Source organism: Paraburkholderia sp. GAS32 (assembly GCF_050434225.1).
Taxonomy (GTDB): Bacteria; Pseudomonadota; Gammaproteobacteria; order Burkholderiales; family Burkholderiaceae; genus Paraburkholderia; species Paraburkholderia madseniana.
Genome location: NZ_JBNPVS010000043.1, coordinates 1 through 12,550 on the forward strand (window position 1 = coordinate 1; position 12,550 = coordinate 12,550).

10 protein-coding genes are annotated in these 12,550 nt (G+C 63.7%); 5 read left to right on the top strand and 5 right to left on the bottom strand.

Going from position 1 to position 12,550, the window contains the following annotated elements; genetic code table 11:
* Both fdhF and P3T25_RS36650 read left to right on the top strand, forming a co-directional pair.
* A partial coding sequence (gene fdhF, locus P3T25_RS36645; RefSeq protein ID WP_429361900.1) for a formate dehydrogenase subunit alpha occupies positions 1 to 2,043 on the top strand: 2,043 nt, incomplete at its 5' end.
* Between the two features lie 8 nt (positions 2,044 to 2,051).
* On the top strand, positions 2,052 to 2,303 hold the full coding sequence (locus tag P3T25_RS36650; protein ID WP_154559974.1) for a formate dehydrogenase subunit delta: 252 nt from the start codon (positions 2,052 to 2,054) through the stop codon (positions 2,301 to 2,303).
* A gap of 60 nt (positions 2,304 to 2,363) precedes the next feature.
* On the opposite strand, the gene P3T25_RS36655 is transcribed toward P3T25_RS36650, so the two are convergent.
* The 3 genes from P3T25_RS36655 to P3T25_RS36665 form a co-directional block, all read right to left on the bottom strand.
* Positions 2,364 to 4,088: an FAD-dependent monooxygenase gene (locus P3T25_RS36655; RefSeq protein WP_154559973.1), complete on the bottom strand. Its 1,725-nt coding sequence runs from the start codon at positions 4,086 to 4,088 to the stop codon at positions 2,364 to 2,366.
* Between the two features lie 68 nt (positions 4,089 to 4,156).
* Positions 4,157 to 5,236 carry a cation diffusion facilitator family transporter gene (locus tag P3T25_RS36660; RefSeq protein WP_372342686.1) on the bottom strand — a complete coding sequence of 360 codons (1,080 nt, stop codon included), beginning with the start codon at positions 5,234 to 5,236 and terminating at the stop codon, positions 4,157 to 4,159.
* 254 nt (positions 5,237 to 5,490) lie between these two features.
* Complete coding sequence (locus P3T25_RS36665) at positions 5,491 to 5,838, bottom strand: ArsR/SmtB family transcription factor (protein WP_429361903.1); 348 nt, start codon at positions 5,836 to 5,838, stop codon at positions 5,491 to 5,493.
* Between the two features lie 138 nt (positions 5,839 to 5,976).
* Between P3T25_RS36665 and P3T25_RS36670 the strand changes: the two genes are divergently transcribed.
* Positions 5,977 to 7,824: a tetratricopeptide repeat protein gene (locus tag P3T25_RS36670; RefSeq protein WP_429361905.1), complete on the top strand. Its 1,848-nt coding sequence runs from the start codon at positions 5,977 to 5,979 to the stop codon at positions 7,822 to 7,824.
* 103 nt (positions 7,825 to 7,927) lie between these two features.
* Here P3T25_RS36670 and P3T25_RS36675 read toward each other — a convergent pair whose 3' ends face one another.
* Positions 7,928 to 9,229: an MFS transporter gene (locus P3T25_RS36675; protein WP_154559970.1), complete on the bottom strand. Its 1,302-nt coding sequence runs from the start codon at positions 9,227 to 9,229 to the stop codon at positions 7,928 to 7,930.
* Positions 9,230 to 9,539: 310 nt separating this feature from the next.
* On the opposite strand from P3T25_RS36675, the gene P3T25_RS36680 reads away from it, so the two are divergent.
* Positions 9,540 to 10,064: a GNAT family N-acetyltransferase gene (locus tag P3T25_RS36680; protein ID WP_154559969.1), complete on the top strand. Its 525-nt coding sequence runs from the start codon at positions 9,540 to 9,542 to the stop codon at positions 10,062 to 10,064.
* Between the two features lie 280 nt (positions 10,065 to 10,344).
* A complete protein-coding gene (locus P3T25_RS36685; RefSeq protein ID WP_429361908.1) occupies positions 10,345 to 11,400 on the top strand; it encodes a hypothetical protein in 1,056 nt (351 codons plus the stop codon).
* A gap of 124 nt (positions 11,401 to 11,524) precedes the next feature.
* On the opposite strand, the gene P3T25_RS36690 is transcribed toward P3T25_RS36685, so the two are convergent.
* Positions 11,525 to 12,244: a DUF2968 domain-containing protein gene (locus tag P3T25_RS36690; RefSeq protein WP_429361910.1), complete on the bottom strand. Its 720-nt coding sequence runs from the start codon at positions 12,242 to 12,244 to the stop codon at positions 11,525 to 11,527.
* Positions 12,245 to 12,550: the final 306 nt, after the last annotated feature.

A 12,550-nucleotide genomic window follows, 5' to 3' on the forward strand; every position in this document is an offset into this window, starting at 1 on the left:
AACGAAGGCCACGCGTGCGTGAAGGGCCGCTTCGCCTGGGGCTACGCGACGCACAAGGACCGCATCACCAAGCCGATGATCCGCGCGAAAATCACGGATCCGTGGCGTGAAGTCAGCTGGGAAGAAGCGCTCACGTACGCGGCGTCGGAATTCCGCCGCATTCAGGCGAAGCACGGCCGCGATTCGATCGGCGGCATTACGTCGTCGCGCTGCACGAACGAAGAAACGTATCTCGTACAGAAGCTCGTGCGCGCCGCCTTCGGCAACAATAACGTCGACACCTGCGCGCGTGTTTGCCACTCGCCGACCGGCTATGGCCTTAAGACCACGCTCGGCGAATCGGCCGGCACGCAAACCTTCGCCTCGGTCGACAAGGCCGACGTCATCATGGTCATCGGCGCCAATCCGACCGACGGCCACCCGGTGTTCGGCTCGCGTATGAAGCGCCGCATCCGCGAGGGCGCGAAGCTGATCGTGGTCGATCCGCGCCGCATCGATATCGTCGATACGCCGCACGTGAAGGCCTCGCATCATCTGCAATTACGTCCGGGCACCAACGTCGCCGTGGTCAATGCCCTCGCGCATGTGATCGTGACCGAAGGCTTGCTGAACGAAGCGTTCATCGCCGAGCGCTGCGAAACGCGCGCGTTCGAGCAATGGCGTGCGTTCGTCGCCCTGCCCGAGAACGCGCCGGAAGCGACCGAGGAACTCACCGGCGTGCCCGCCGCATCCATCCGCGAAGCCGCCCGCATCTATGCCACCGGCGGCAACGCCGCGATCTATTACGGCCTCGGCGTCACCGAACACGCGCAGGGCTCGACAATGGTGATGGGTATCGCGAATCTCGCGATGGCGACCGGCAACATCGGCCGCGAAGGTGTCGGCGTGAATCCACTGCGTGGCCAGAACAATGTGCAGGGTTCGTGCGACATGGGCTCGTTCCCGCACGAACTGCCGGGCTATCGCCATATCAGCGATTCGATCACGCGCGCGCTGTTCGAAGAAGCATGGAACGTGACGCTGCAGCCCGAACCGGGCCTGCGCATTCCGAACATGTTCGACGCCGCCGTGCACGGCACCTTCAAGGGCCTGTACTGCCAGGGCGAAGACATCGTGCAATCCGATCCGAACACGCATCACGTGTCGGCGGCATTGTCTGCGATGGAATGCATCGTCGTGCAGGACATTTTCCTCAACGAGACCGCAAAGTACGCGCACGTGCTGCTGCCGGGTTCGTCGTTCCTCGAAAAGGACGGCACCTTCACCAACGCGGAGCGCCGCATCTCGCGCGTGCGCAAGGTGATGCCGCCGGTGCCGGGTTACGCCGACTGGGAAGTCACCGTGATGCTCGCGCGCGCGCTCGGTTATGAAATGGACTACGCGCATCCGTCGCAGATCATGGACGAGATCGCACGTCTCACGCCGACCTTCCACGGTGTGTCGTACAGGAAGCTCGACGAACTCGGCAGCATCCAGTGGCCGTGCAACGAAGACGCGCCCGACGGTACGCCGACCATGCACATCGACACTTTCGTGCGCGGCAAGGGCAAGTTCGTGATTACAAAGTTCATCGCAACGCCGGAAAAGGTCACGCGCAAGTTCCCGCTGCTGCTCACCACGGGCCGCATCCTGTCGCAGTACAACGTCGGCGCACAGACACGCCGCACCGAAAATTCGCGCTGGCATGACGAAGATCGTCTCGAGATCCACCCGCACGATGCGGAAGAACGCGGCATCAGGAATGACGATTGGGTCGGCATCGAATCCCGCGCGGGACAAACCGTATTGCGCGCGAAGGTGACCGAGCGGATGCAACCGGGCGTCGTCTACACGACGTTCCACTTCCCCGAATCGGGCGCGAACGTGATCACCACCGATAGCTCGGACTGGGCGACGAACTGTCCCGAGTACAAGGTGACCGCGGTGCAGGTGATGCCGGTCGAACAGCCGTCGCAATGGCAGCAGGACTATTCGCGCTTCAACACGGAGCAGCTCGATCTGCTGAAGCAGCGCGAGTTGGCCAACGCAACATCGGGTAAGTGAGGCAAGCCATGGACAATCAGAATCTGATCGACATGGCGAACCGGATCGGCGACTTTTTCGATTCGATGCCGGACCGTGAGGAAGCACTCGCCGGCATCGCCGATCATATCCGCCGCTTCTGGGAGCCGCGCATGCGGCGCGCTTTACTGGCGGCGCTCGATGAGCCGGATGCAAGCGGTATCGAAATGTCGGGCATCGTCAGGGAAGCGCTCGTCAAGCATCGTGACGGGTTGACGCCGGCGGCTGCGGCTGCGGTGTAAGCGAAGGCCGGTCAGCCAGCGGATACGACGCGCGCGAGGCGCGTTCGTGTCAGCGCCTCCTCACAGCGCCGTCTGCTCCGGTATCACGCCACCCACTGCGAACCATGCTTCGCAGTGCCGCAGCAAGCCGTGCAGGTCGGACCCCGTGCGTCCGCGCGCGCTGATGTAGCCGTCCGGCCGCACCAGATAGAACGACGGCCGCGTGCGTCCATACGATTCGGACAGCGCCGGGCCGCCCTCGCCGCTCGTATCGGTCACGCGCCAGATGCGCACCGCGCCCGGCAACAATCTCTCGACTTCCGCAGCCAGCCGCTCCAGTTCCGGGTCCGGCGGCGGTGCGTGCTTCGCGGCCGGATCGAGCGGCGTGTCGTCGACGGCCAGCGGCGGGACCAGCAGGAACAACGAGAAGAACGCCGGATCGTGCAGATCGAAAATGCAACCGACGCCCGGCGCGCGGCCAAGCGGCCCATCCACTACGTGCACCAGCGCATCCGGCGCGCGCTCGCCGGCACGCGGGCCGCCGTCGAGCAGGCGTTCGAGCGTCAGCGGACTGCGCCGATACTGGACCGACAACTCGCTGATCGTCATACGCGCCGCATCGCGCAGCGGACCGAGCGCGGCCAGCACCGGCATCACGCGCTCGCGTAGCAGCTTCAGCGGTCCATGATCGGCCTCGGCCATATGCGTGATGAAGCCCGTTTGCCGCAGCACGTCGCGTTCGATCGGATGCCGTTCACTGTGATACGTGTCGAGCAGACGGTCAGGCGCCGCGCCTTTCAGAACGCGCGCGATCTTCCAGCCCAGATTGAACGCTTCCTGAATGCCCGTGTTCATCCCTTGCGCGCCGGCCGGGCTGTGTACGTGAGCCGCATCCCCCGCGAGGAAGATGCGGCCGACGCGCAGCCGCTCCACCATTCTGCTGTTCAGATGGAAATACGACGACCATGCCAGCTCCGACACGTCGACACGTTCCCGCACGCGCCGGGTAATCAGCGCCTTGCATTCGGCGAGCGACGGCGGCGAGACGTGATTGAGTGGCGGCTCGCCGAGCACAGCGGGCGTGACCGGCGCCGGGACCGGGGTCGGTTCGACCGGATGGTCCGCAATCAGACGGTGACGGCCATGACCCATCGGAAACAGTGCGACGAGACCCTCGCCCGACGCGAAGATATGGAATTCGTCCTCGGGCCAATCGGTTTCGGCATGCACATCGGCCAGCAGGAACGTCTGTTCGAAGGTGCTGCCCGCAAAGCTCACGCCGAGCCGGTGGCGGATCGTGCTGTGCGCGCCGTCAGCCGCGATGACGTACGACGGGCGCAGGGTCTCGGTACGGCCGTCCGCGCGACGCAGCGTCACCTGAATGCTGGCGGAACCCTGCACGAACATCATCAGTTCAACGCCGCGTTCGACGGTCACGCCGAGCGTCGCGAGATGCTCCGTCAGCAACCGTTCGGTTACGGATTGATCGAGAAACAGCAGATAGGGATAGCGCGTGCGCAACGGATCGAAATCGAGGCGCGCGAGACGCATGCCATTGGAAAAAAGATTGGCGATGCGCGCGCGATGACCGAGTTCGAGAAACGGCTCAATCAGGCGGTGCTGTTCAAACAGTTCGAGCGTGCGTGCCTGAATGCCGATGGCCCGTGAATGCGGGTTCGGTTGCAGCGCTTTGTCGATCAGACGCACGGGGATGTGGGCACGCGCCAGACTCATTGCCGCGGCGAGCCCGGTCGGACCCGCCCCAACGATCAGCACCGGCGACGCATCGTGTGCGGCAGCGTCCATGCGGGACTCCGGAGACAACAGATCGTTCTAGTGTACGCCGCCGATAACCCGCTCAACGGTGCGCTGCATCAATCGTGGGGATGATCCATCGCGCATCGATGCTCGGTGGTGCCGAGATCGACTTGCAGCGTGGCGTGCTGCATCGAAAAACGTTCGCGCAGTGTGACGACGATGGCGTCGATCGACTCGTCGCCGGGATGGCCTGCCGGCATCACCAGATGCGCGCTGAGCGCATTGCCGGTGGTCGACAGCGCCCAGACGTGCAGGTCGTGCACGTCGGTGACGCCGGGCTGTTCGGCGAGATAGTCGCGGATATCCTGCAGACTGACGCCGGGCGGCACGGCGTCGAGCGCCATGCGCACCGAATCGCGCAGCAGACCCCACGTGCCAACCACCACAACCGCGACCACGAACAGGCTCATCACCGGATCGAGCCACGTCCAGTTGGTATAGAGAATCACGAGACCGCTGATCGCGACCGCGGCCGAGATGGCGGCGTCCGCGGCCATATGCAGGAACGCGCCGCGAATGTTCAGATCTTCCTTCTGGCCGCGCATGAAGAGCCACGCCGAGAAGCCGTTCACGACCACGCCGACCGCCGCGACGACGAACACCACCAGTCCCGCGACGGGTGCCGGGTTCATCAGGCGACCGATCGCCTCCGCGACGATCACGCCGCACGCGAACAGCAACAACCCCGCGTTGGCGAGCGACGCCAGGATCGACGAACTGCCGTAGCCGAAGGTATAGCGCGCCGACGGACGACGCGCGGCGAGCCACGTTGCGCCCCAGGCGAGCAGCAGGCCGAGCACGTCGGAGAGATTGTGGCCGGCGTCGGCGAGCAGCGCGGTGGAATGCGCGATCACGCCGTAGACGGCTTGAACCAGCACGATCGCTACGTTCAGCCCGACGGCGAGCGCGAAGGCACGGCCGTGGCCTGGGGCGGGTGCGTGGGCGTGGCTGTGGCCGCTGTGGCTGTGGCCAGCGTGATTGTGGGCGCTGTGGCTGTGGCCGGCGTGGCTGCCGTGGTTGTGGTCGCTGTGACTATGGTCGGCGTGACTGCCGTGGTTGTGGTCGACGTGGCTGCTATGACTGTCGGCGCTGCGGTTATGGTCCGCGCCGTGATCATGCGCGATCTGCTTACACATACCGTGCGTGCTCGCCTCGCGCTCATGCGCTTCGTGCCCCTGCGTGCCGTGCCCCTCCGTGCCGCTCCCACCTGCATCGTCGACCTCAGGACGAACCGCGCCGTGCCGAAGCTCGCCCTGATCGCGAGCATCGCCTTCCTGCCCCCCGCCCTGCGCATCTTCCCCATCGATGCCATCGAATTCCCCCTCGAGCCACACCGGCGCGTGGTCGTCCTCGCGCTCTTCGGCGGCCCGGTTCGGGGCGGTAATTTTCTTCATGACGGGTCCAAAGAAAATTCGCCGGCCGGCTCAGCGACATGCTCGAGCATGCCGGCCAGCATCGCGCTGATGTGGCGGTCGGCGGCAAGATAGAACACCTGCTTGCCCTGCCGCTCCGCGCGCACGATCCGAGCCGCGCGCAGCAGCCGCAAATGGTGGCTCACCAGCGACGGCGACAGGCCCAGCCCCTCCGCGATCGCGCCAACCGCGCGCCGCTCGTCGACGCAGGCGAGCACGATACGCAAACGCGTCGGATCGCCAAGCAGGCGAAACAGATCGGCTAGCGGCACGATTGTCTCCACCGGGCGGTCGTCGAAACTGACAGGCGAGATAGCGGCAGCCATGGCAAGCGGCATCATTGACATACATATGAACAGGTATTCATATGTTATAGATATCAAGACAACAGGTCAAATTGGAGGGCGGCCCGGCGAGTGTGGGAAAATGCGGCCTCTGCCTCACCCGAATGCCATCCCTCCGTCATGCAACAAGTATTTGACCGCGCTTTCGCGGCGCATCGTGACGGCCGCCTCGATGACGCCGAACGCGGCTACCGCGCGACGCTCGAGGGCAACCCCGTGCACGTCGATGCGTTGCACCTGCTGGGCGTCCTGCGCCACCAGCAGGGCCAGCACGCCGAAGCCGCCGAGCTCGTACGGCGCGCGGTGAACCTGCGCCCGGAAGACGCCGCGCTGCAGTTGAACCTCGGCAATGCGCTGAAGGCGCTCGGCCAGATCGACGACGCCATCGAACAGTTCCGCAATGCGCTGACGCTTGCGCCGTCTTTCCCGATGGCGCACTACAACCTGGGCAATGCATACGCGTCGGTGGGCCGCCACGAAGACGCCGCCGACGCCTTCGAGAAGTCGCTGCGCCTGCAACCGAACGACGCCTCGTCGCATAACAATCTGGGCAATGCATTGCACGCGCTCGGCCGGCATACGGAGGCGATCGCGTCGTTCCAGCGCGCGCTCGAACTGCGCCCTGGGCATGCGGGTGCGCTCAACAACATGGGCATGTCGCTGAACGCGCTTGACCGCGCGAACGAGGCGATCCCGCGCTTCCAGGCGGCACTGGCAGCCGAACCGCGTTTCGTCGCCGCACATTTCAATCTCGCCAATACGCTCGACGCCACCGGCCGCCACGCAGAAGCGGTCGCCTCTTTCCAGGCGGCGCTCGCCTTGCAGCCGAACCTGCCGCCCACCATCTTCGGGCTCGGCAACGCGCTCGCGGCGCTGGGACGCCATGCGCAAGCGCTGCCGTATCTCGAGCGCGCGGTGGGTCTCGATCCGCAGTTCGCGCTCGCATGGCTGAGTCTCGGCACTGCACACCAGGCACTGGGCGCGCATGCCGCGGCAGTGCGTGCCTTCGATCAGGCGCTGCGCTTGCGCCCCGATCTAGCGTCCGCGCACATGAACCGCGCGCTTGCCTGGCTCGCGTTGCGCGATTTCGCGCGCGGGCTGCCGGAATACGAATGGCGGCTGCAAACCACCGCGCAGCCGGTCATTCAGACGTTGCCGCGCTGGCATGGCGAGCCGATCGAACAACGCACGCTTCTCGTTCATGCCGAGCAGGGTTTCGGCGATACGCTGCAATTCGTCCGCTTCGTGCCACTGGCCGCGCAGCGTGCCGCGCGCGTTGTGCTCGAAGTGCAGCCGCAACTGCTGCCGCTGCTTGCACCGGCCGCGCAAGCGTGGCGCGTCACGCTGATCGCCCAGGGCACACCGCGTCCAGCGGCGGATCTGCAATGCCCGCTGCTGAGCTTGCCGCTCGCGCTCGGCACTACCTACGACACGATCCCCGACCGCACGCCCTACCTCAGCGTACCTCCGGCTTACGGCCGCAAATGGCGCGGCTCGCTCGGCGGTCACGCGAAGCGCAAGATCGGCATCGCGTGGTCAGGACGCATCCAGCAGAACGAAACCCGTTCGATGCCGCTCGCCGCGCTCGCTCCGCTGTTCGCGCTCGAAGGGATCGACTGGATCGTGCTGCAACCTGAACTGGGCGCCGAGGAACACGCGGCGCTTGACGCGCATCCGCGTGCGGCGTCGATTCATCGTTTCGATAAGCGGATCGGCGATTTTGCGGATACTGCGGCGATCATCGAGCGGCTCGACGCAGTCGTGTCGATCGATACATCGATCGCTCACCTCGCCGGCGCACTGAAAAAGCCGCTATGGCTGATGCTGCCGTTCGCCGCGGATTGGCGCTGGTTCGTCGGCGAGACGCGCAGTCCGTGGTATCCGGGCGCAACGCTGCTGCGCCAGCCACAACCCGGCGCGTGGGGCGATGTGGTGGAGGCAGTGGCTCACGAATTGCGCCGCGGCTAACTGAGCCGAACTCACCGAAATCGGTCGCCGACGCAACGCTCAAGAAAAAACCCCGCGCTCGTGAGAGCGCGGGGTTTTTGTTTGTCAGGATGAACGGCGACGCTTAAGCCGCTCGATACTGATTGCGCGACTCCGGCGTGCGATACAGCACCAGCGTCGCGATCAGCCCGCAAATCGCCGCCACGCCCAGGAACAGGCCAGGCGCTGCCTTGTTGCCGGTGGTGTGAATGAGCAACGTGGAAATGGCCGGCGTGAAGCCGCCAATCGTCGTAGCCAGACTGTAGGCCAGCGAGAAGCCGGCGGTCCGCACTTCGACCGGCATCACTTCGGTCAGCGCCACCACCATCGCCCCGTTGTAGCTGCCGTACAGGAACGACAACCACAGCTCGACCGCCAGAAGGCGAGCGAACGACGGCTCAGCGACCAGCCATTGCAGGGCCGGGTATGCGGTGATGATCGTCAGGATCGTGAAGGCAATCAGCACCGGACGGCGGCCGATACGGTCCGACAACGCGCCCGCGAGCGGCAGCCAGATCAGGTTCGACAAACCAATACAGACGGTGACGACGAGTGTATCGATCGACGACAGCTTCAGCACTTCCTTGCCGAAGGTCGGCGTGTAGGCCGTGATCATGTAGAACGACACGGTGGTCATGATGACCATGCCCATACCGCCCAGCACGATGCCCCAGTTCGCGGCCATCGTCTTCATGATCTCGCCCATGCTCGGACGATGCTTGCGCGCCTTGAATTCCTCGGTTTCCTGCAACGAACGGCGGATCAGGAACAGGAACGGCACGATCAGGCAACCGATCAGGAACGGCACGCGCCAGCCCCAGGCGGTCATCTGGTCTGCCGGCAACCACTTGTTCAGGAACACGCCGATCAGTGCGGCGAACACCACGGCAACCTGCTGGCTGCCGGACTGCCACGCGCAATAGAAGCCCTTGTTGCCCTTGGTGGCGATCTCCGACAGATAGACCGACACGCCGCCCAGTTCGACCCCGGCGGAGAAGCCTTGCAGCAGCCGGCCGCCCAGCACTAGCACGGGTGCGAGCACGCCGATGGTCGCGTAGCCTGGTATCGACGCGACCGTGAGGGTGCCGAGCGCCATCAGGCCGAGAGTAAGGATCAGGCCTTTGCGCCGGCCGTGATGGTCGATGTAAGCACCCAGCACGATCGCGCCAAGCGGCCGCATCAGGAAGCCCGCACCGAATACCGACAGCGACAGCATCAGCGAGGCGAATTCGTTACCGCTCGGGAAATAGGTCTTGGCAATCGCGGACGCGTAATAGCCGTAGACCATGAAGTCGTACATCTCAAGAAAGTTGCCGCTAACCACGCGGAAAACTGTCTTGAACTTGGATTCTTCGGATGAGGAAGCGGCGTGTGACGCGGTAGACATGACATTCTCTGATAAACCTGTCGCCACGCAGACGGGCGGCGCTCAGGCGGTTGAAACGATCCACTGCGTTCGGCAAGCGGATGCCGCGGGCAACTCAATTATTAGAACGCGCCGGGGGCGCCGCATTTTCATACTGAACACATTTGCGCGGTATCAGGGTAAACGTTGTGAAATACCCGGAACCCGCAGCACGTAATGTTACCGTTCCTGGCGCTGTCGCGTATTCCATACAGTTTCATTACAGACAACATCTGCTCACCCTTGCGGTAGACTTTTCGCAGACAGGCCATTCCCGTTGACCACCATCCCGATGCAAACCTCCCACGCACTTTCACTGCGGCCTGCGACCCTCGCGGATGCGGCGCTGATCGCTTCGATCCATAGCGCCAGTTGGCAGGCCACCTATCGCGGCCTGCTGCCGGACGCGTTCCTCGACGGCGAGGTGACGCAGGAGCGCGCCGCCTATTGGGAAGCGCGCTTGCGCGCACCAGGCGGCGAGCGCCGCATCGTTCTGATCGCCGAACTCGCGGGCGAGCCGATCGGTTTCGTCTGCGTCGAACGGCAGCCGGAGTCCGCGTGGGGTGTCCTGCTCGACAACCTGCATGCACTGCCTGCGCACCAGGGTATCGGCGCAGGCAAGCTGTTGATGCGTGCTGCCGAAGACTGGGCGCGCGCGCAAGGCGAGACGCAGTTGTATCTCTACGTGCTCGAAGGCAACACACCGGCGATCGGCTTTTATGAAAGGCAAGGCTGGCAGTTCGTCGGCGCCGAACCGGATCACATGGGCGGCGTGGATATTACTGCGTTGCGCTACGTGTACCGGCTGGATCGATGAGACTGGCGTGCCCGGTTTGATCATCGTCCAGAACTCGTCCGACTCAGGACGGACCGGCGCGTCTTTTTCGGAACAATCCGATCGTTAGTTCAGCCACTTCCTGGCATCATCTTCCGCATCCCGATGGCTTCACAGTAACCGCTCATGCGGCGGCGTGCTCGACCTGAGTACGGCGTTTCCATATGGCGTTGTGTACAGCGTTTTCATACGCATCGCTCCGAAGCCAGAGCCCCCTGAGCCGCCAGCCGCGGCCCTTTTACGAGGCGCTGCGAAGAAACCGATGTCGACCACTATCCCCCTCACCCTCATCGAAGGCTCCATGGCGCTGCCGAGCCTGTCGCCCCTGGGCCGCCTGCTGCCCCCGCCATTCGGCCGCGACTGGGCGCTGCTGCCGCCAGGACACAGTTTGCGTGCGGAGCTCAAGGCGCTCTATGCGGCCGTCTTACGTACCTTTTGTCTGGATGCGGACACCATCCGCGCGCTCTGCCAGTGGGAGTCGTGGCGCTTGCCGCTGGCTGTGTCCTCAGGCTTCACCTCGCCTGCCAGCTCAACAACCGTGTTCGACACACCGGCCGACGAATCTTTGCGAACGTCCGCCGAAGCCGTACCTTTCTCGCCGGTTCCGGCCTCGCCGCGCGGCGGGTCGTTGCATTGGCGTGCGCTAGCGGGCGGCGCCTGCGCACTCGGCGGCGCCGCGATGCTTGCCTGGATTGGGTTCGGTCATCTGGCGCAGCGTCACACGATTAGCGATGCCAAACCAGCGGGCAAGGTCCCGATCCGCCAGGAGGCGCAGTCGGCGAATCGTCACTCGCCTGATGCTGCTGTTACACCCTACGCAGTTGCTGATACTCGTCCAGCGGTGATTGCGCCGAGCGCCACGACGGAAATCGTCACGCCCGTCACGGCAACACCGGCGCGCGCTATAGCCGGTCAAAACCTATCGCGTCGCCGGGATAAGCTACGCGAAAGCGCCCCGAACCAGTATAAAAGAAGCGGCCGCAGTTCGCAGACCACCATCGCGATGCAGTCGCTAGCGCGGGTGTCACGCATCTCGCCGACGAACTACGAAGTGCCGCAGATTCCACTGTCGGCGAATCCACAACGAACTTCACCGAAACCATCGTCGGCGGGAGCCTACTCGCCACTCGCGCCTTCGCAACTCGGCACCGACGAATACGCATCAATGACCCTGTCAGCTCGCACACACCTGCGCGATATTGCGCCGCCATCGCGCCCTGCTTCGACGATCAATCCGCCTGAAACCGGTGGGACAGAATGGATCAATCACGTATCGCAACGTCGCGTGACCGAGGTTCCCGATGAATTCGCGAAGTAAGCGCGTCGTGATTGCAAAAACGGGCCGCAAATAAACAAAACCCCACGCTCCGAAAAGCGTGGGGTTGATCAGCAGACCAAGCCCGGCCATGAATGCCCGGGCTGGGCTTTTTACGCTCGTCCGCCTACTTCTGGGTTGGCAATCCGAACTCGGTCTGCCGCTGCAACTGCATCACTTCACCCTGCACCTGACGCAATTGCGCCTGCGCCTTTTCCTTTTCCGCGTGCAGCGCAACCGCCTCGCCTTGCGTCTGCCGCTGATAGTCGTTGACCTTGGCCTGCTGCGTACGCGCGACGTCGAGGTCGGCCTGCAAGCGCTTAGCACGATCTTCCGACAATGCGATGATGTCTTCGATATACGCTTTCTGCGCCTGCAACTGAGTGCGGCGAATTTCGACGTCCGCGAGTTGCGCCGTCTGCTGAACGAAACCTGCATAGACCGCTTCGGCACGGCCTATGTCCTCCGACTTGATCACGCGCCAGAAATGCTTGTCTTGAAAAAGCGCGACGTAGTACGTCATTTCTTGCGGATAGAAAAACAGACTCGCGCCGTAACTACCGTTATATGTGGTGCGCAGTTCGCTCAACCTGGCGTCGTGAATCATCTGCATCAGTTCGGCGACGTTGCCTTGCGCGTCACCGGCAGTAGCCGGCGGCGTGGTTGATGCCGCACTACGCAGTGCGGCGGCGACCGGTTGCGGTGTGAGCGTATTGATGGCCGGCCGCGTGCCGACCAGAGGCGCGGTCTCGCCGCTTTGCGCCGCCAGTACGAAACCACCATGCTGCAACAGCGCACACGAGGCCGCGAGCAACATGGGGCGCCGTACAATTAAGGGGTACTTCATACGTGCATGCTCCATGCGAATCCAATACAGCCTTGGATTATCGCGCGGATTAGTCGTTAAGCGAAGCATTCAAGCGTCGCGCTGACGGACTTTAAATCGAGATAAATCGATAGCGAATGATTCGGCCGGATGGACGTACCCGTCGCGAAATAAAAGATTTCAGATAAGACGAAAACGCAACAATTTGACTCGCGCATGACTCATGCGGACGTTTCCCAATCTGCATGGCGTTCGCGCGAATCCAACATCAAGCAGAGCTGCAATATGGAGATAGGCAGCAGCTTGATAAGCCACCGACGATGACCG